The organism is Streptomyces sp. NPDC093111 (assembly GCF_040683955.1).
Lineage (GTDB): Bacteria > Actinomycetota > Actinomycetes > Streptomycetales > Streptomycetaceae > Streptomyces.
Window position 1 is genome coordinate 36,574 of the sequence record NZ_JBFBNW010000004.1, and the last position, 17,300, is coordinate 53,873.

General features: G+C 74.0%; 19 protein-coding genes. 4 read left to right on the top strand and 15 right to left on the bottom strand.

All coding sequences use genetic code 11. The annotated features are described in order from the left end of the window. Window positions 1–40 precede the first annotated feature (40 nt). From AB0Q96_RS07250 to AB0Q96_RS07290, 9 genes are all read right to left on the bottom strand, one after another. Complete coding sequence (locus AB0Q96_RS07250) at window positions 41–556, bottom strand: amino-acid N-acetyltransferase (RefSeq protein ID WP_132917747.1); 516 nt, start codon at window positions 554–556, stop codon at window positions 41–43. Between the two features lie 9 nt (window positions 557–565). Continuing rightward, window positions 566–988: a BlaI/MecI/CopY family transcriptional regulator gene (locus AB0Q96_RS07255; RefSeq protein WP_365322570.1), complete on the bottom strand. Its 423-nt coding sequence runs from the start codon at window positions 986–988 to the stop codon at window positions 566–568. 131 nt (window positions 989–1,119) lie between these two features. Next, a complete protein-coding gene (locus AB0Q96_RS07260) occupies window positions 1,120–1,296 on the bottom strand; it encodes a hypothetical protein (RefSeq protein ID WP_165961975.1) in 177 nt (58 codons plus the stop codon). 14 nt (window positions 1,297–1,310) lie between these two features. Then, entirely contained in the window at window positions 1,311–1,913 is a 603-nt protein-coding gene (locus AB0Q96_RS07265; RefSeq protein WP_365323283.1) for a hypothetical protein, read from the bottom strand. A 105-nt stretch (window positions 1,914–2,018) separates the two neighbouring features. Beyond that, window positions 2,019–2,825, bottom strand: coding sequence for a type III pantothenate kinase (locus AB0Q96_RS07270; protein WP_365322572.1), 807 nt, complete (start codon window positions 2,823–2,825; stop codon window positions 2,019–2,021). Further along, entirely contained in the window at window positions 2,825–3,838 is a 1,014-nt protein-coding gene (nadC, locus tag AB0Q96_RS07275) for a carboxylating nicotinate-nucleotide diphosphorylase (RefSeq protein ID WP_365322574.1), read from the bottom strand. Before nadC ends, AB0Q96_RS07270 begins: the two co-directional genes overlap by 1 nt. Further along, window positions 3,835–5,544 (bottom strand): L-aspartate oxidase, encoded by a 1,710-nt coding sequence (locus AB0Q96_RS07280; RefSeq protein WP_365322576.1) that lies wholly within the window; start codon window positions 5,542–5,544, stop codon window positions 3,835–3,837. The genes nadC and AB0Q96_RS07280 overlap by 4 nt, the downstream gene beginning before the upstream one ends. Beyond that, window positions 5,541–6,548 (bottom strand): pantoate--beta-alanine ligase, encoded by a 1,008-nt coding sequence (gene panC, locus AB0Q96_RS07285; protein WP_365322578.1) that lies wholly within the window; start codon window positions 6,546–6,548, stop codon window positions 5,541–5,543. Before panC ends, AB0Q96_RS07280 begins: the two co-directional genes overlap by 4 nt. Further along, window positions 6,545–7,414 carry a DUF2520 domain-containing protein gene (locus AB0Q96_RS07290; RefSeq protein ID WP_365323285.1) on the bottom strand — a complete coding sequence of 290 codons (870 nt, stop codon included), beginning with the start codon at window positions 7,412–7,414 and terminating at the stop codon, window positions 6,545–6,547. Before AB0Q96_RS07290 ends, panC begins: the two co-directional genes overlap by 4 nt. Window positions 7,415–7,620: 206 nt before the next feature. Between AB0Q96_RS07290 and AB0Q96_RS07295 the strand changes: the two genes are divergently transcribed. After that, window positions 7,621–8,808: a beta-eliminating lyase-related protein gene (locus AB0Q96_RS07295; protein ID WP_365322580.1), complete on the top strand. Its 1,188-nt coding sequence runs from the start codon at window positions 7,621–7,623 to the stop codon at window positions 8,806–8,808. A 25-nt stretch (window positions 8,809–8,833) separates the two neighbouring features. On the opposite strand, the gene AB0Q96_RS07300 is transcribed toward AB0Q96_RS07295, so the two are convergent. After that, window positions 8,834–8,968 (bottom strand): hypothetical protein, encoded by a 135-nt coding sequence (locus AB0Q96_RS07300; protein ID WP_365322582.1) that lies wholly within the window; start codon window positions 8,966–8,968, stop codon window positions 8,834–8,836. 100 nt (window positions 8,969–9,068) lie between these two features. Between AB0Q96_RS07300 and AB0Q96_RS07305 the strand changes: the two genes are divergently transcribed. Continuing rightward, window positions 9,069–10,157, top strand: coding sequence for a DUF5937 family protein (locus AB0Q96_RS07305; RefSeq protein WP_365322584.1), 1,089 nt, complete (start codon window positions 9,069–9,071; stop codon window positions 10,155–10,157). A gap of 15 nt (window positions 10,158–10,172) precedes the next feature. Here AB0Q96_RS07305 and AB0Q96_RS07310 read toward each other — a convergent pair whose 3' ends face one another. Both AB0Q96_RS07310 and AB0Q96_RS07315 read right to left on the bottom strand, forming a co-directional pair. Beyond that, window positions 10,173–10,853 carry a response regulator transcription factor gene (locus AB0Q96_RS07310; RefSeq protein WP_365322586.1) on the bottom strand — a complete coding sequence of 227 codons (681 nt, stop codon included), beginning with the start codon at window positions 10,851–10,853 and terminating at the stop codon, window positions 10,173–10,175. 14 nt (window positions 10,854–10,867) lie between these two features. Next, window positions 10,868–12,070 carry a sensor histidine kinase gene (locus tag AB0Q96_RS07315; RefSeq protein WP_365322588.1) on the bottom strand — a complete coding sequence of 401 codons (1,203 nt, stop codon included), beginning with the start codon at window positions 12,068–12,070 and terminating at the stop codon, window positions 10,868–10,870. A gap of 97 nt (window positions 12,071–12,167) precedes the next feature. Between AB0Q96_RS07315 and AB0Q96_RS07320 the strand changes: the two genes are divergently transcribed. Beyond that, window positions 12,168–13,145, top strand: a complete 978-nt coding sequence (locus AB0Q96_RS07320; protein WP_365322590.1) for an SAM-dependent methyltransferase — start codon at window positions 12,168–12,170, stop codon at window positions 13,143–13,145. Between the two features lie 58 nt (window positions 13,146–13,203). Next, window positions 13,204–14,346 carry an NADH-quinone oxidoreductase subunit D gene (locus AB0Q96_RS07325; protein WP_365322592.1) on the top strand — a complete coding sequence of 381 codons (1,143 nt, stop codon included), beginning with the start codon at window positions 13,204–13,206 and terminating at the stop codon, window positions 14,344–14,346. A gap of 20 nt (window positions 14,347–14,366) precedes the next feature. Here AB0Q96_RS07325 and AB0Q96_RS07330 read toward each other — a convergent pair whose 3' ends face one another. The 3 genes from AB0Q96_RS07330 to AB0Q96_RS07340 all read right to left on the bottom strand — a co-directional run bounded on the left by AB0Q96_RS07330 (window position 14,367) and on the right by AB0Q96_RS07340 (window position 17,299). Continuing rightward, complete coding sequence (locus AB0Q96_RS07330) at window positions 14,367–15,461, bottom strand: hypothetical protein (protein ID WP_365322594.1); 1,095 nt, start codon at window positions 15,459–15,461, stop codon at window positions 14,367–14,369. A 130-nt stretch (window positions 15,462–15,591) separates the two neighbouring features. Continuing rightward, window positions 15,592–16,584: an ABC transporter substrate-binding protein gene (locus tag AB0Q96_RS07335; RefSeq protein ID WP_365322596.1), complete on the bottom strand. Its 993-nt coding sequence runs from the start codon at window positions 16,582–16,584 to the stop codon at window positions 15,592–15,594. A gap of 61 nt (window positions 16,585–16,645) precedes the next feature. Beyond that, window positions 16,646–17,299 carry an ABC transporter permease gene (locus tag AB0Q96_RS07340; RefSeq protein WP_365322598.1) on the bottom strand — a complete coding sequence of 218 codons (654 nt, stop codon included), beginning with the start codon at window positions 17,297–17,299 and terminating at the stop codon, window positions 16,646–16,648. Window position 17,300 lies beyond the last annotated feature (1 nt).

The window sequence follows — 17,300 nt, forward strand, 5'->3', positions numbered from 1 at the left end:
CAACGCGGGAAACGTGCGCGATTCGGACATAGGCACCGGCTCACAGGTGCAGAAGCATCCGGCTGTTGCCCAAGGTGTTCGGCTTCACTCGTTCGAGACCGAGGAACTCGGCGACGCCCTCGTCATAGGAACGCAGGAGCTCGCTGTAGACATCTCCGTCGACCGGAGTCTCGCCGATCTCGACGAAGCCGTGCTTCGCGAAGAAGTCCACTTCGAAGGTGAGGCAGAAAACCCTGCGGACACCGAGCCATCGGGCGGTGTGCAGCAACTTGTCCAGCACCTGATGTCCCACTCCGGCGCCCTTGAAGTCGGGATCGACGGCGAGAGTACGGACTTCGGCGAGGTCTTCCCACATCACGTGGAGCGCTCCGCAGCCGACGACCGTGGCGTCGTCGTCGCGTTCGGCGACCCAGAACTCCTGGATCGACTCGTAAAGCGTCACGGTCGCTTTGTCGAGCAGGATGCCGCGGCGTACGAAGGGGTCGACGAGACGGCGCACGGCGGCGACATCGGAGGTGCGGGCCCGGCGTACGGTGACGGCATTGGCGGAAGGCATGGGGGGACGTTATCGCCCCTGGTCCCCCGGTTCGGCGCCGCCCTGCTCAGGGGCCGTACTCGGCTCGGGACTGTCCCGCTGGACCATACGCACGGCGTCGTTCAGGGCTTCGCGCTGTTCGGGCGACATCATGCCGAAGAAGGCGACCAGCGCGGCGGCGGGGTTGTCGCTCTGCGCCCAGGCTTCGTTCATCAGTGCGGCCGAGTAGGCGGCGCGGGTCGAGACCGCCGTATATCGATAGGCGCGGCCTTCGACTTCCCTGCGGACCCAGCCCTTCTGATGGAGATTGTCCAATACGGTCATGACGGTGGTGTAGGCGATGGACCGTTCCTGCTGGAGATCCTCCAGGACTTCCCGGACGGTCACCGGGCGGTTCCATTGCCAGACGCGGGTCATGACGGCGTCTTCCAGCTCTCCCAATTGGCGGGGCACAGCGCCACCCTAGTGCGCGGCGCCCGAATATTGCCCCATTGCCGCACATTCACGGAGAAAACGCCCGGTAAGAGCGCAAAAAGGACGTACGGCCTGACGGCGGTCGTACGTCCTCGGGTGCTGCGGGCCCCTTACGGGGCGGTGCCGCCCTGCTGCCGGGTGGACTCGGCGCGGGCCAGGGCGGCGTCCACGATCGCGTCCTCCTTGGCCTTGTTCGGGCCTCCCTGGCTCTTCACGATCGTGACGACCAGGCCGATGAAGAAGACGGCCATCACCACGGGGGGCAGGAGCGCGGATACGTAGTCCATGGCGTCCAGACTAGCTAGCCCGCGACGCGTTCCTCGGGCGGGGGCGGGGGTACCGGCCGTCGGCGTGGCGGGAAGACCTCGGAGGGCTTGGGCACCGGGCGCTCGCCGGGCGCCGGCGGCTTGGGCGCGGGCTTCCCCGGCGCCCCCGGACCGGAGCCGCCGTCGCCCGCGGCACGGCCGCCGGGCAGGGCCAGCAGGCGGGCGCGGGGGGCGGTGACGGCGCGGGCCGGGGCCTGGGCCTGGGCGACGCGGGCCAGCCGGGCGCGGACGGATCGTTCCGCCAGCACCTGGCAGCGGGCCAGCAGCGCGCCCGCGGCGGGGTGGTGGCGCAGCGCCCGCAGGGCCGCGAGGTCGTCGGCGCCGGGGTCGTAGCCGGCCGCCAGGGCGTCCTGGAGGAGCTGCAGGTAGCCCGTCAGGGAGCCGGGGAGGGCCTGGCGGTAGCGGACCAGGTCGGCGAGGAGGAAGGCGCGCAGCCGGCCGGCCTCGGCCACCGACTCGTCCACGGACTCGGCCAGGCGCAGGCAGTCCTGGACGTCGTCGTCGTGAAGGGGGGCGGGGTTGAGGGCGGTGGCGAGGGCGCGGCGGAGGACACGCAGCTCGTCCGCGCTGAACGCCATGCCGCCGCGGGATCCGTAGGGCGTGGGCATGGACCGACGATACGCGCTAATCGGACAAATCTCCCGCTTTTCGATCTTCCCGGCGGGTCGGTCCCGCCGGGAGGATCAGAGCCGCGAGACGTTGCGCTCATACACCAGCCGCAGGCCGATCAGGGTCAGCCACGGCTCGTGGGCGGCGATCTCCTTGGAGTCGGCGAGCACCATCGGCGCCAGACCGCCGGTGGCGATCACGGTGACCTTCGAGGGGTCCCCGTTCGGGCCGGCCAGCTCGCGCCGCATCCGCCCGACGACGCCGTCGACCTGGCCCGCGTAACCGAAGACGATGCCCGACTGCATGGCCTCGACGGTGTTCTTGCCGATCACGCTGCGCGGCCGGGCCAGCTCGATCTTGCGGAGCATGGCGCCCTTGATGCCCAGCGCCTCCACCGAGATCTCTATGCCCGGCGCGATGGCGCCGCCCGCGTACTCGCCGCGCGCCGTGACCGCGTCGTACGTCGTCGCCGTGCCGAAGTCGACGACGATCGCGGGGCCGCCGTACAGCTCGACGGCCGCGACGGCGTTGATGACCCGGTCGGCGCCGACCTCCTTGGGGTTGTCCGTGAGGACCGGGACGCCCGTCTTGACGCCCGGCTCCACCAGGACCGCGGGGACGTCGCCGTAGTAGCGGCGGGTCACCTCGCGCAGCTCGTGCAGCACCGAGGGGACGGTCGCGCAGATCGCGATCCCCCCGATGCCGTCGCTCAGCTCGACGCCGAGCAGCGGATGCATGCCCATCAGGCCCTGCAGCAGGACCGCCCACTCGTCGGCGGTGCGCCGCGGGTCCGTGGAGATGCGCCAGTGCTCCACGATCTCGTCGCCGTCGAAGAGGCCGAGGACCGTCTGGGTGTTGCCGACGTCGATCGTGAGCAGCATCAGACGCCCGTCTCACGCAGGTCGAGCCCGATGTCGAGGATCGGGGACGAGTGGGTGAGGCCGCCCACCGCCAGGTAGTCCACGCCGGTGGCCGCGTACGCCGCCGCGTTCTCCAGGGTCAGCCGGCCCGAGGACTCCAGGACGGCCCGCCCGGCGACCAGCGCGACGGCCTCCTCGGTCTCGCCCGGGGTGAAGTTGTCCAGCAGGATCAGGTCGGCGCCCGCGTCCAGGACCTCGCGGACCTGGTGCATCGTGTCGACCTCGACCTCGATCGGCAGCTCCGGGAACAGCTCGCGCACGGCCTTGAACGCCTCCGCGACGCCACCGGCCGCCACCACGTGGTTGTCCTTCACCAGGGCCGCGTCCGACAGCGACATGCGGTGGTTGACGCCGCCACCGCAGCGCACCGCGTACTTCTCCAGGGCGCGCAGGCCCGGGGTGGTCTTGCGGGTGTCGCGGACCTTGGCCCGGGTGCCCTCCAGGGCGTCCGCCCAGGCGCGGGTCGCGGTGGCGATGCCGGACAGGCGGCACAGGATGTTCAGCGCGCTGCGCTCGCCGGTGAGCAGGTCACGGGTGCGGGCGGTGACGCTCAGCAGCTTGTCGCCGGCCTCGACCCGCTCGCCGTCCTCGACGTGCCGCTCGACCTCGAACTCGTCGGTGCACACGATGGACAGCACCGCCTCGGCCACCCGCAGACCGGCCACCACGCCGGCCTCCCGGGCGGTGAAGTCGCCGGTCGCGACGGCCTCCTCGGGGACGGTCGCCACGGTCGTCACGTCCACGCCGCCGTCGAGGTCCTCGGCGATGGCCAGGTGCGCGATGTCCTCGACCTGGACCGGGTCGAGCCCCGCCTCGGCGAGCAGCTCGGCGAGCGCCGGGTCGAGCCCGCACTCGAACTCCTCCGCGTCGCCACAGCCGCAGCCGTCGCCGCAGCCGCCGCTCTCGGCGGGCGCGTTGATCTGGATGAGGGGGACGTCCACGGGCTGCGGACGTGCTTCTTCGGGCGTGCTCACGACTGCGGCTCCCTGGATGCGTCGGGGGTTACGGGCGGAAAGTCTGCGGTGGCGGTGCGACGGACCACCAGTCGGCGGTCGGACGTCAGGCGGACCACCAGATGGCGGCCCCAGTGCGCGTCGTCCCGGTCGGGCCGGTCCTCGCGCCAGTGGCAGCCGCGGGTCTCCTCGCGCTCCTGCGCGGCGGCCACCAGGACCCGGGCGACGCACAGCAGGTTGGTGGTCTCCCAGGAGTCGACGCCGGGCTCGGCCGCCTTGCGGTCGCCCTCGGCGTCCAGCCGCAGCGCTTCGAGGGCGTCGGCGGCGTCGGAGAGGCTGCCGGCGGACCGCAGCACGCCCGCGCCCTCGCTCATGGTCCGCTGGATGTCCCGCCGGACCTCGGGGCCGAGCAGGGTCAGCACCGTACGGCCCCCGGCGGGCGCGGCCGGATCGTCGACGATCGGCAGACCCTCGCGGTGCGGGCCGTGCGCGATGACGTCGTCGGCGATCCGCTCGGCGAAGACCAGGCCCTCCAGGAGCGAGTTCGAGGCGAGCCGGTTGGCGCCGTGCACGCCCGTGCAGGCGACCTCGCCGCACGCGTACAGGCCGGGCACCGTCGTCCGGCCGTGCAGGTCGGTGCGGACGCCGCCGGAGGCGTAGTGGGCGGCCGGGGCGACCGGGACCGGCTCGGTGACCGGGTCGATGCCGTGCGCCCGGCAGGCGGCCAGGATCGTCGGGAAGCGCTGCTCCCACATCTCGGCGCCGAAGTGGCGGCCGTCGAGGAACATGTGCGTGGTGCCCCGCTCCAGCATCCGCCGGGTGATCGCCTTGGCGACGATGTCCCGGGGCGCCAGCTCGGCCAGCTCGTGCTGCCCCAGCATGAAGCGCACCCCGTCGGCGTCGACGAGATGGGCGCCCTCGCCGCGCACCGCCTCGGAGACCAGCGGCTGCTGGCCCTCCGAGCCGACGCCCAGGAACAGCACCGTCGGGTGGAACTGCACGAACTCCAGGTCGGAGATCTCCGCGCCCGCGCGCAGCGCCAGCGCGACGCCGTCGCCGGTGGAGACCGGCGGGTTGGTGGTGGCGGAGAAGACCTGGCCCATGCCGCCGGTGGCGAGCACCACGGCGGGGGCGCGGACGGCGCCGACGCCGTCGTGCTGCCCCTCGCCCATAACGTGCAGGGTCACGCCCGCCGTCCGGCCCTCGGCGTCCTTCAGGAGGTCCAGGACGAGCGCGTGCTCGATGGTGCGGACGCCCCGGTCGCGGATCGCCTCGACCAGGGCCCGGGAGATCTCGGCGCCGGTCGCGTCGCCGCCGGCGTGCGCGATCCGGCGGCGGTGGTGGCCGCCCTCCCGGGTCAGCGCGATCTCGCCGGCCTCCGTGCGGTCGAAGTCGGCGCCCGTCTCGATCAGCCGGCGCACCGCGCCGGGGCCCTCGGTGACCAGGGCCCGCACGGCCTGCGCGTCGCAGAGCCCGGCGCCCGCCACGAGGGTGTCGTCCAGGTGCTGCTCGGGGGTGTCGCCGTCGCCGAGCGCGGCGGCGACGCCGCCCTGGGCCCAGCGGGTCGAGCCGTCGTCGAGGTGGGCCTTGGTGACGACGACCGTGCGCAGTCCCGCGGCGGTGCAGCGCAGGGCCGCGGTCAGACCCGCGACACCGGAGCCGACCACGACGACGTCGGCGTCGATGGACCAGCCCGGGGCGGGCGCCTGCAGCCGTATTCCGGTCACTTCACGGCTCCGAAGGTGAGGGGGATGTTGTCGATGAGGCGCGTGGTGCCCACGCGCGCGGCGACGGCGAGGATCGCCTCCCCGTCGTGGCCGTCCTCGACCTCGGTGAAGTCGGCCGGGTCGACCAGGGCCAGATAGTCCAGGGTGAGCGGCGGCTCGGCCCGCGCCGCGTCCTCCAGGAAGCCCTGGGCGGCACACCGCACGGCCTCCGCGCCCCCGCTCTCGGCCGCCTGGGCGACCGCGTGGGCGTCGGCGGCCGCCCGGGCCTCGCCGATCCGGGACAGCGCCTCCGCACGGGCGTCGCCCCGGCCCTGCGCCCCCGGCAGCGCCTGCGCGCGGGCGCGCAGCGCCGCCTGGGCGGCCAGCCGGTCCCGGGCGGCGAACAGCGCGCGGGACAGCGCCAGGGCGGTGTGCCGCTCCTCGGCCGACAGGAAGCGGTTGCGGCTGGACAGGGCGAGGCCGTCGGCCTCGCGGACGGTCGGCACGCCGACGATCTCGACCGGGAAGTTCAGGTCGCGGACCATGCGGCGGATCAGGGCGAGCTGCTGGGCGTCCTTCTGGCCGAAGAAGGCCAGGTCGGGGCCGGTGAGGTGGAGCAGCTTGGCGACGACGGTGAGCATGCCGTCGAAGTGGCCGGGCCGGGACGCGCCTTCGAGGCGCTCGCCCATGGGCCCGGCGGTGATCCGGACCTGCGGCTCCCCGCCCGGGTAGACCTCGTCGACCGCCGGGGCGAACACGGCGTCGGCGCCGGCCGCCGCGGCGAGCGCCAGGTCGGCGTCGAGGGTGCGCGGGTAGCGCTCCAGGTCCTCGCCCGCGCCGAACTGGAGCGGGTTGACGAAGACGGTGACGACGACGGTGCCGTCGGCCCCGACCCGCTCCCGGGCGGCCCGCACCAGGCTCGCGTGGCCCTCGTGGAGGGCGCCCATGGTCATGACGACGGCCCGCTGCCCGGCGCCTTCCAGCGCCCGCAGCTCCTCGCCCGTACGCACCAGGGTGATGGTCATCGGTGGTCGTCCCCCTCGGCGAGCACGCCCAGCAGGTCCTCGGCCAGCTCGGGCTTGAGCAGTCCGTGCGCGAGCGCCCGGTCGGCGGTGGCGCGGGCCATCGCGAGATAGCCGGCGACGGTGCCGGGCGCGTGCTTGTGCAGCTCGGCGACGTGCGCCGCGACCGTCCCGGCGTCGCCGCGGGCGACCGGCCCGGTCAGGGCGGCGTCGCCGGACCGCAGCGCGTTGTCCAGGGCGGCGCCGAGCAGCGGGCCGAGCATCCGGTCGGGCGCGCCGACACCGGCCGCGCGGAGCAGCTCCATGGCCTGGGCGACCAGGGTGACCAGGTGGTTCGCGCCGAGGGCGAGGGCCGCGTGGTAGAGCGGGCGGCTCTCCTCGGCGATCCACTCGGGCTCGCCGCCCATCTCGATGACGAGCGCCTCGGCGGCGAGCCGCAGCTCGTCGGGGGCGGTGACGCCGAACGAGCAGCCGGCCAGCCGCTGGACGTCCACGGAGGTGCCGGTGAAGGTCATGGCGGGGTGCAGGGCGAGCGGCAGCGCGCCGGCCCGGCGGGCGGGGTCGAGCACGCGCACGCCGTACCGCCCGGAGGTGTGCACGATCAGCTGTCCCGGCCGGATCGCCCCGGTGTCGGCGAGCCCCTCGACGAGCCCCGGCAGGGCGTCGTCGGGGACGGTGAGCAGCACCAGGTCCGACCGGGCGAGGACCCGGGCGGGCTCCATGACGGGCACGTCGGGCAGCAGGATGGAGGCCCGGCGGCGGGACGCCTCGGAGACCGCCGAGACGGCGACCGGGCGGTGTCCGGCGAGTTGCAGCGCGGAGGCGAGGACGGGTCCCACCCGTCCCGCGCCCACGACTCCGACGGTCAGCCGGGCGGGCCGGTCCTCGGCCCGGTCGGCGTGGGGGCCGGGCTGCCTGGCTTCTGCTGCGCGCTCTGGTGGTGCGTTCACGATCGGGTCGGCCTTCCGTTCCAGTCCGCGGGGGGTACCGGACGATTTCTGGTCATGCTACGCCAGCGTTTCGCGCGGACCCGTGGCTGTCCACAGGGTGTGGGCGACGGTGTGATGATCTGCTCATGGAGACAGACCGCGAGACCGACACCGGCGTTCCGGACACGACCCCGGACGCGACCGAGGACGAGACGACCGCCCTGCGCCGGGCCCTGCGCGAGGCCCCGCGCAAGCTGTGGGACGCCTCCCCGGACGGCACGGTCGCCGCGCGCCTGCGCGAGCTGGCCGACTGGGCGGAGAGCAGCCCGCACGCGGACGCCCCGCTGGACGTCTACGGCGACGGCGTCGTCGCCGAGGTCGAGGAGCGGGTCGCCGGCGCGCTGGGCTTCCCCGCGGCGGCCTTCTTCCCCACCGGGACGATGGCCCAGCAGGTGGCGCTGCGCTGCTGGGCCGGACGGACCGGGAACCCGGTCGTCGCCCTCCACCCGCTCGCCCACCCGGAGGTCCACGAGGACCAGGCCCTCCCGACGGTCTCCGGGCTGCGGACGACCCACCCCACGAACGCCCCCCGGCTGCCGACGGCGGACGAGGTGCGGGACCACCCGGAGCCCTTCGGGACGCTGATGCTGGAGCTCCCGCTGCGCGACGCCGGCTTCGTGCTGCCCACCTGGGACGAACTGGTCGACGTGGTCGACGCGGCCCGCGAGCGGGACGCCGTGGTCCACTTCGACGGCGCCCGGCTCTGGGAGACGCCGACCCGCTTCGGCCGCGAGCTCCCCGAGATCGCGGGCCTGGCCGACAGCGTCTACGTGTCGTTCTACAAGTCGCTCGGCGGCATGTCGGGCGCCGCGCTCGCCGGCCCCGAGGACCTGGTCGCCGAGGCCCGCCTGTGGCGCCACCGCTACGGCGGAGACGTGTTCCAGCAGTACCCGGCCGCCCTGTCGGCGCTGCGCGGCCTGGAGACGGAGCTCCCCCGGCTGCCCGCGTACGTGGCCCACGCCCGGATGGCGGCGACCGTGCTGCGGGAGGTGTTCGAGGAGGCCGGCGTCGGCTGGTTCCGCGTCCACCCGGAGCAGCCGCACACCCACCAGTTCCAGGTCTGGCTCCCGTACCCGCCCGAAGCCCTCACGGCGGCCTCCCTGGCCCTCGCCGAGGAGGGCACGGCCCTGTTCCGGCGCTGGTTCCCCGCCCCGGCGGGCGGCCCGCCCGGGGTGGCGACGACCGAGGTGACGATCAGCGCGCCCGGCCTGGAGTGGACGGCGGACGACGTACGGACGGCGGCCCGCGCCTTCCTGGGGAAGCTGGCGCGGTAGGGGACGGCGGCCGCCGCGGCCGGGGCTACCCCCGCCGCAGCAGCCGCCGCAGCACCGCGCGCAGCACGGCCACGTCGTGGGTCCCGGGCCGGGGCGGCGGCGGCTCGCAGCGCTGGGCGGCCCGGTAGCTGTCGAAGAGGTACTGGTGAAGGGCGTTCATGGGCCCACCGTGCGCCCGGGCCGCCCGCCGCCGCCCGCCGATTGACGCCCCTGGTCAAATGGCGCGACAGCACCCCCGCCCGCCCCCGCACCATAGGGGGGTGAGCGTGACGATCGACATCACCGGACTGCCGCACGAGCGGATCGCCTTCTGCCCCTCGCCCCTGGCCGAGCTGGGCAACGCCCTGCACGCCCTGGCCGAGCCGGGCCACCACGCCCGGCTGCACGCCTGGACGACCACGACCTCCGCCGGACTGCGGCCCGAGCTGGCCGACCGGCTCCACGAGGCCGACTTCATGTGGCGGTCCACCCGGTCCGACTTCCTGCTGCCCGCCCAGCCGCGCGAGACGCTGGAGGAGGAGCTGGACGACCTCGACCGGCTGGACGACGAGAAGTTCGTGGGCGCCGCCCTGGAGATCTCGTGCAGCAGCCGCTACACCGAGGGCATCCCGTCCCCGCTGGTCGACGAGCAGAGCCGCCGCCGCGCCCTCGACCTGGCCGCCGCGCGGGGCCCGCGCCAGGCCGCGTTCGTGGAACGGATGCTGGCCGAGCCCACCGCCGTCCGCGCCTGGATACGCCGCCTCCTGGAGGACTGCGACGAGGCGTTCTTCGCCGACACCTGGCGCCGCGTCCGCGTGCAGCTCGCCGCCGACGCCCGCCACAAGACGGAGCTGCTGCGCCGCAAGGGCCTCGCGGAGGCCCTGACGGCGGCCTCCCCGGCGCTCGCCCTGGAGGAGGGCCCGCACGGCAGCAGGATCGTCGTGGACAAGCTGGTGCACGGCCGGGCGGAGGCCCGGGGCACCGGGGTGACGCTGGTGCCGACGGCCTTCGGCTGGCCGCACCTGTTCGCGACGAGCGCGCCCGGCTGGCAGCCGGTCATCCAGTACCCGGCCGCCGCCCGGGACGTCGGCGGCGCCGAGCCCACCGAGACGGTCAAGGCCCGCCTGGAGGCGATCGCCCACCCGATGCGGATGCGCCTGTGCCGGAACCTGGCGCGCGGCCCGTACTCGACGAGCGAGCTGGCCGACGCGTACGGCATCACGGCGCCGGAGGTCTCCCGGCACCTGTCCGTCCTGAAGAAGGCGGGCCTCCTGACGACCCAGCGCCGGGGCCGCTACGTCCTGCACCAGCTGGACTTCTCCGTGGTGGCGAGGCTGGGCAGCGACTTCCTGGAGTCGGTCCTGCGCTGAGCGGCGCGAGGCGCCTCAGAGAGCCCCGCCGCCGGCCCTGACCAGACCCGTCTCGTACGCGAGGACGACGACCTGCACCCGGTCGCGCAGGTCCAGCTTGGTGAGGATCCGCCCCACGTGGGTCTTCACGGTCGCCTCGGACAGCACGAGCCGCGCCGCGATCTCGCCGTTGGACAGCCCCTGGGCGACCAGGAGCATGACCTCGCGCTCGCGGTCGGTGAGCCGGTCGAGGCCGCTCTCGGCGGCGCGGGACTCCCGACCCGTGGACGGCAGCATCGGCGAGAAGCGGTCCAGGAGCCGCCGGGTGGTGGACGGGGCGACGACCGCGTCGCCGCTGTGCACGGAGCGGATCGCGGCCAGCAGCTCGGCCGGCGGCACGTCCTTCAGCATGAAGCCGCTGGCGCCCGCCTTCAGCCCGGAGAAGGCGTACTCGTCCAGGTCGAAGGTGGTGAGGATCAGCACCTTCGGCGCGTCGGGCCGGGAGCAGATCCGCCGGGTGGCCTCCACCCCGTCCAGCTTGGGCATGCGGACGTCCATCAGGACGACGTCGACCTCGGCGCCCCGCAGCACCTCCAGGGCCTCCACGCCGTCGCCCGCCTCGGCCACGACCTCCATGTCCGGCTGGGCGGCGAGCACCATGCGGAAGCCGGTGCGCAGCAGCACCTGGTCGTCGACGAGCATCACGCGGATGGACATGCTGTTCCTTCGGGTCAGTGAGCGGGCTTGAGCGGAAGCAGGGCACTGATGCGGAAGCCTCCGCCGGGGCGCGGCCCCGCGTCCAGGGTGCCGCCGACCATGCCGACCCGCTCCCGCATGCCGATGAGGCCGTGGCCGCGCCCGTCGGCGCCGCCGTCCTCGTACATCTCCTGCGGGGCGCCCCGCCCGTCGTCCTCGACGAGCAGTCCGAGCCCGTCGTCGAAGTAGACCAGGCGGACGCTGGCACCGACGTCGGGGCCGCCGTGCTTGCGGCTGTTGGTGAGCGCTTCCTGGACGATCCGGTACGCGGTGAGCTCGACGCCGCTGGGCAGCGGGCGCGGGGTGCCCTCGATCTTGAAGTCGACGGCGAGGCCGGCCCCGCGGACCTGCTCGACGAGGTCCTCGATCTGCTGGACGTCCGGCTGGGGGACGTACTCCCCGGCCTCCTGGTGCTCTCCCGTGCGCAGGATGCCCAGCAGCCGCCGCATCTCGGCGAGGGCCTGCCGGCCGGTGCCGGCGATCGTCTCCAGGGCCTGCTTGGCGGTCTCGGGCGAGGAGTCCATGACGTACGCGGCGCCGTCGGCCTGGACGACCATGACGGACACGTTGTGGGCGACGACGTCGTGCAGCTCGCGGGCGATCCGGGCCCGCTCGGCGGCGACGGCGACCTTCGCCTGGGCCTCGCGCTCCTTCTCCAGGCGGGAGGCCCGTTCCTCCAGCTGCGCGAAGTAGGCGCGGCGGGTGCGCAGCGAGTCGCCGAGCACCCAGGCGAGGGCGAACGGCACGGTCATGATGATCGTGAAGAAGACGGTGGCGGCGGAGGAACTGGAATGCTCCAGCGGCCAGCGCAGCTGGGAGAGCGTGGCGGCGGAGAGGCCGCCGGCCAGGGCGAGCCGGGACGCCCAGCGGGGCCCGTCGTGCGCGGCGACCGTGTAGATGATCACGAGCATGGCGAAGTCGGCCATGAACGGGACGATCCCGAAGGCGAGCTGGACGAGGCCGAGGAGGACGGTGAGGACCAGCATCTTCTCGGGGGCGCGCCGGCGCAGCGCGATCACGAGCGAGTAGAGCGCGCCGACGGCGAGATACCCGGGGACGTTGGTGCCCGCCGGGGAGCCGGAGCCCACCCACAGCAAGGAGAACCCGAAGAGGACGACGGCCCAGAAGGTGTCGACGCCCGTCGGGTGTCTGCGGATGAAGTCGTAGAGGCGCTGCACGTGCCCCAGCGTAGGTAAAGCCGACAGGTGCACGGGTCAGCCGTGGGGGCGATCCTTCCCGTGAGGCCCGTACTCCCCAAGGTGGAGACTGGGGCACGTGACGGATGAGACGTGTCAGTGGCAGGGGTGGCGCGAGGCGTCGGAACGGGCGCTGTACGGCCCGGGGGGCTTCTTCCTGCGCCCGGAGGGACCGGCCGGGCACTTCCGCACGTCGGTGCACGCCTCGCCGCTGTTCGCGGGTGCCGTGGCCCGGCTCCTCGCCCGTGTGGCGGAGGAGCTCGGCACGGACGAGCCCGCGTTCGTGGACGTGGGCGCGGGGCGGGGCGAGCTGCTGACGGGGGTGCTGGCCGCGCTCCCGCCGGGGCTGCGGGTCCGCCCGTACGGGGTGGAGCGCGCGGCCCGGCCGGCGGGCCTGGACCCGCGGATCGTGTGGACGGACCGGGTGCCGGACGGGGAGCGGGGGCTGCTCTTCGCCAACGAGTGGCTGGACAACGTGCCGGTGGACGTGGCGCAGGCCGACGCGGACGGCGCCGTCCGCCGCGTCGAGGTGCGGGCGGACGGCACGGAGCGGCTGGGCGCGGTGGTGACCGGTCCGGACGCGGAGTGGCTGGAGCGGTGGTGGCCGCTGCGGGAGCCCGGCGAGCGGGCGGAGATCGGGCGCCCGCGCGACGCGGCGTGGGCGGCGGCGGTGGGGGCGCTCGCCGCGGGGACGGCGGTGGCCGTCGACTACGCGCACCTGCGGGACGCCCGGCCGCCCTTCGGGACGCTCGCCGCGTTCCGTCAGGGGCGCGAGGTGGCGCCGGTGCCGGACGGGAGCCGCGATCTGACGGCCCACGTGGCGCTGGACGCGTGCGCGGCGGCGGTGCCGGGCCCCGCTCCCTCGGTCGTCACCCAGCGGGAGGCGCTGCGGGAGCTCGGGGTGAGCGGCGGACGGCCGCCGCTGGCCCTCGCGTCGAGCGACCCGGCCGGGTACGTGCGGGCCCTCGCGGCGGCGGGCGAGGCGGCGGAGCTCACCGCGCCCGGGGGCCTCGGGGACTTCCTCTGGCTGGTCCAGCGGGTGCCCGGCAGCGCGTGACCGGCCCCGGCGGGAGGTCGGCCCGGGGCGCCCGCCGCTCGGGGGGATACTGGTCCGCATGACGGAGACGACGGTCGGTATCGGGGGCGCGGCGGAGAGCACCGACATGGTGCTGAACATCGGGCCGCAGCATCCCTCCACCCACGGCGTGCTCCGGCTGCGGCTCGTGCTCGACGGCGAGGTGGTGCGCGAGGCCGAGCCCGTGATCGGGTACATGCACCGCGGCGCGGAGAAGCTGTTCGAGGCCCGCGACTACCGGCAGATCATCATGCTGGCCAACCGGCACGACTGGCTGTCCGCGTTCTCCAACGAGCTCGGCGTCGTCATGGCCGTGGAGCGGATGCTGGGCATGGAGGTCCCGGAGCGGGCCGTCTGGACCCGCACCCTGCTCGCCGAGCTGAACCGGGTCCTGAACCACCTGATGTTCCTCGGCTCGTACCCGCTCGAACTGGGCGGCATCACCCCCGTCTTCCACGCCTTCCGCGAGCGCGAGGAGCTCCAGGCCGTCATGGAGGAGGTCTCCGGCGGCCGGATGCACTACATGTTCAACCGGGTCGGCGGCCTCAAGGAGGACCTCCCGGCCGGCTGGCTGGGCCGGGCGCGGCAGGCGGTCGCGGACGTGCGGTCGCGGATGGACGTCTACGACCGGCTGGTCCTCGGCAACGAGATCTTCCGGGGCCGGACCCGCGGCGTCGGGGTGCTCTCCCAGGAGGCCGTGCACGGGTACGGGGTGTCCGGGCCGATCGCCCGCGCCTCGGGCGTCGACTTCGACCTGCGCCGGGACGAGCCGTACCTCGCGTACGGGGAACTCCAGGACGTCCTGCGGGTGGTGACCCGCACGGAGGGCGACTGCCTGGCCCGCTTCGAGTGCCTGCTCGACCAGACGCACAACGCGCTGGAGCTCGCCGACGCCTGCCTCGACCGGATCGAGGACCTGCCGCGGGGGCCGATCAACCAGCGGCTGCCGAAGGTCCTCAAGGCGCCGGAGGGACACACGTACGCCTGGACCGAGAACCCGCTGGGCATCAACGGCTACTACCTGGTCTCCAAGGGCGAGAAGACCCCGTACCGGCTGAAGCTGCGCTCGGCGTCGTACAACAACATCCAGGCGCTGGCCGAGCTGCTGCCGGGGACGCTGGTCGCCGACATGGTGGCGATCCTGGGCTCGCTCTTCTTCGTCGTCGGCGACATCGACAAGTAGGGCGCGCGGGGCGGGCTCCGTCAGGAGTTGACCGCTCCGCGCAGCTCCGCCACGTCGAGCTGCTCGGTCTCGTCGTGCGCGGTCAGGTCGATGACCTGGCCGATGGCCCGCTGCTCCGGGGTGCGCTGCGCGACGGCCGCGAGGACCTCCTCGCCCACGACGTCGGCGAGGTCGGCGTGCTGCACGGCCTCGATCGCGGCGGCGGCCTTCTGGGTGCCGAAGTAGTCGAAGCCGCCCGCGGGGCGCTGGACCGGCCGACGGGCGGCGTACGGGACGATCGCGGCGGCGGCGGGCACGTGCCGCATCGCGGGCGCCTTGGTGTGCTCGTCCGACGCGGCGGGGGCGGGGATGGGGGCGAGGGCGGTGTGGGCCTCGGGTGCCGTCTCGGGCTCCGTGACCGGCTCCGGGTGGAGTTCCGCGCCGGGCTCCGTGTGGGCGACGGTCTCGTCAGGGGTCTCGGTGGCGTCCTCGGTCGTGTCCTCGACCTCGGGCTCCGTCCCCGTCTCGGCCGCTGTGTCCGTCTCCGTCCCCGTCTCGGGCTCGGTCTCGTCCGTGTGCTCGCCCCGTGCTTCGAGGTTGCGCAGCGCCTCGGCCGCCTTGCGGTACGCCTCCGGGGTCGGGGTGGAGCCGCCGGGGGGCAGGGCCTTGGTCTCCGGGGCGGTCGCCTCCAGGGCGAGCACGCGGCGGCCTTCCAGGGCGCTGGCGCGCTCGGTCTCGGCGGTGGCGTAGCGGCGCAGGAGGTCGGCGTGCTCGGTGCGGAGGCCGGCGAGCTCGACGCGCTTGGCGCGCAGCTTGGCGTCGAGGCGGGTGCGCAGCTCGCGCGACTCGTCCAGGTCGGACTCCAGCTCGGCGACGCGCTCGTCGTGCTTCCACTGGTCCGCCGTGCGGGCGCGGTTCAGCTCGGCGACCGTGCGGCCGGCGCTCTGGTCCCAACTGCGCATGAGGACGGCGCCGGTGACGGCGGCGGCTGCCGCGGCGGCCACCAGCAGCCGCAGCACCAGTGGGTCACCGAGCAGCCAGGCGCCCGCGGCACAGACGACCGACGCCCCGGCGACCGCCGAGGGCGGCAGGAGCTTGTGCAGGGGCTGGGAATGGCGGTGGCGTCCACGTGGCATGGCCTGAAATTTACCGTGCGTAGGCGCCGTATGGGGCCCCGGCCCGGCAATCTCTTGGCGAGTTCTCGCCGCCGCGGGGCGGACCGGAGCGATTCCGGAGTGAATCGCTCCGATTCCCCTCGTGCCGTGCCTACTTCTTGAGCAGCCCCTTCGACTCCAGATAGGCCTTCGCCACGTCCTCCGGCTTCGCACGTTCGGCGTCGACCTTGCGGTTGAGTTCGGCGAGATCCGCCGTCGTCAGCACCTTGGTCAGCTTGTCGAGAGCGGCGGCGATCTCGGGAGATCCGGCGTCCTTGGCATTGACCACGGGCAGTACGTTGTCCGCGTTCTGCAGCTTCTTGTCGTCCTCAAGGAAGACGAGTCCGAAGGATTCGACGGTGGCGTCCGTCGTGGTGGTGAGGACCAGCTGGTCCACCCCGTCCTTGACCGCCTGCTTGGCCTGCGGGGTCCCGACGCCCTTGGGGTCGACGCCGGTGACGTCGATCCCGTACGTCTTCTTCAGACCCGGCGCGCAGAACGGGCGGATCTCGCATTCGTCACCGGCCGCGATCTTCACCTTCAGCTTGGCGCGGCCGAGGTCGGAAAGGGTCTTCAGCTTGTTCTTCTCGGCGAATTCCCGGCTCACCGCGAAGGCGTTCTGGTCGACGGCCCCGCCGACGGCGAGCACCTTCAGTCCGCGCGGCTCGGCCAGCTTCCGCAGCGCCTCCGTGGTGGCGGCCGGGTCACCGGAGGCGACCGGCTTGTCGTCGGGCGCCTTCGGCCCGTTCACCTTGGCGTTGAGGAATTCCGCGAGCGTCGCCGCGTATTCCGGTACGACGTCGATCTCGCCCTTCTCCAGGGACGGCTCGTACAGCTCGCGGTTCTTCACCGTGGTGACGCTCGCGTCGTATCCGGCGGCGTCGAGCACCTGGGCGTACAGCTCGCCGAGGACCTTCGCCTCGGTGAACGCGGCCGCGCCCACGACCAGGGAGCCCTTGGCCCCGCCGCCGCCCGCGGAGGCGCCGCCGCCGGCCTGGGACTTCTCCAGGCTGTCGCCGCCGCACGCGGCCAGCGAGACCGTCAGCGCCGCCGTGCCGAGTACCGCACCCGCGATACGCGAGGTCCTGCTCACAAGATCACCCATCCCAGTCGTTTGTCCGTCACCGACGCGTCCGTCACCGGCGCTTCGGTCCCCCGCGCGTCCGTCACCGGCGCAGCAGCCGGTCCGCGGCCACCAGCAGCGCCTCCACCAGGAGCGCGAGCAGGGCCACGAGCACGGCGCCGGCGACCACCTGCGGCGTGTCGTACGTGTTGAATCCGGCGGTGATGATCCGCCCGAGGCCGCCCTGGCCGACCATCGCGGCGATGGTCGCGGTCGCGACCACCTGCACGGCGGCCGAGCGCAGACCCGTCATCAGCATCGGGCGGGCCAAGGGCAGTTCGACCCCGCGGAAGAGCTGCCCGCCGGACATGCCCATTCCGCGCGCGGCCTCGACGACCGCGCGGTCCACCTCGCGCATGCCCACGTAGGCGTGGGTGAGCAGCGGCGGTATCGCGAAGAGCACGAGCGCGACGACCGTCGGCACGTAGCCGGCGTTGCGCAGCGGCGAGACCATGAAGAGGGCCAGGACGGCGAAGACGGGGATCGCCCGGCCCACGTTGGAGAGGTTGACGGCGAGCGTGCCGCCCTTGCCGAGGTGCCCGAGCCACAGGCCCAGGGGCAGCGCCACGGCGCAGGCGAGGAGCAGCGCGGCCCCGCTCACGTACAGGTGCTCGGCGAGCCGGTGCCAGACGCCGCCCTCACCCGCCCAGTGGGCGCCGGTGGTCAGCCAGGACCAGGTGTCCGCGACGATCCCCATC

Excerpts from the sequence above, each read along its gene's own strand:
- AB0Q96_RS07260 (WP_165961975.1), bottom strand. The coding sequence starts at position 1,296 with ATGGACTACGTATCCGCGCTCCTGCCCCCCGTGGTGATGGCCGTCTTC.
- AB0Q96_RS07270 (WP_365322572.1), bottom strand. The coding sequence starts at position 2,825 with ATGCTGCTCACGATCGACGTCGGCAACACCCAGACGGTCCTCGGCCTC.
- AB0Q96_RS07335 (WP_365322596.1), bottom strand. The coding sequence starts at position 16,584 with ATGGGTGATCTTGTGAGCAGGACCTCGCGTATCGCGGGTGCGGTACTC.
- AB0Q96_RS07310 (WP_365322586.1), bottom strand. The coding sequence starts at position 10,853 with ATGTCCATCCGCGTGATGCTCGTCGACGACCAGGTGCTGCTGCGCACC.
- panC (WP_365322578.1), bottom strand. The coding sequence starts at position 6,548 with ATGACCATCACCCTGGTGCGTACGGGCGAGGAGCTGCGGGCGCTGGAA.
- AB0Q96_RS07340 (WP_365322598.1), bottom strand. The coding sequence starts at position 17,299 with ATGGGGATCGTCGCGGACACCTGGTCCTGGCTGACCACCGGCGCCCAC.
- AB0Q96_RS07330 (WP_365322594.1), bottom strand. The coding sequence starts at position 15,461 with ATGCCACGTGGACGCCACCGCCATTCCCAGCCCCTGCACAAGCTCCTG.
- AB0Q96_RS07295 (WP_365322580.1), top strand. The coding sequence starts at position 7,621 with ATGGAGACAGACCGCGAGACCGACACCGGCGTTCCGGACACGACCCCG.
- AB0Q96_RS07250 (WP_132917747.1), bottom strand. The coding sequence starts at position 556 with ATGCCTTCCGCCAATGCCGTCACCGTACGCCGGGCCCGCACCTCCGAT.
- AB0Q96_RS07300 (WP_365322582.1), bottom strand. The coding sequence starts at position 8,968 with ATGAACGCCCTTCACCAGTACCTCTTCGACAGCTACCGGGCCGCCCAG.
- AB0Q96_RS07325 (WP_365322592.1), top strand. The coding sequence starts at position 13,204 with ATGACGGAGACGACGGTCGGTATCGGGGGCGCGGCGGAGAGCACCGAC.
- AB0Q96_RS07265 (WP_365323283.1), bottom strand. The coding sequence starts at position 1,913 with ATGGCGTTCAGCGCGGACGAGCTGCGTGTCCTCCGCCGCGCCCTCGCC.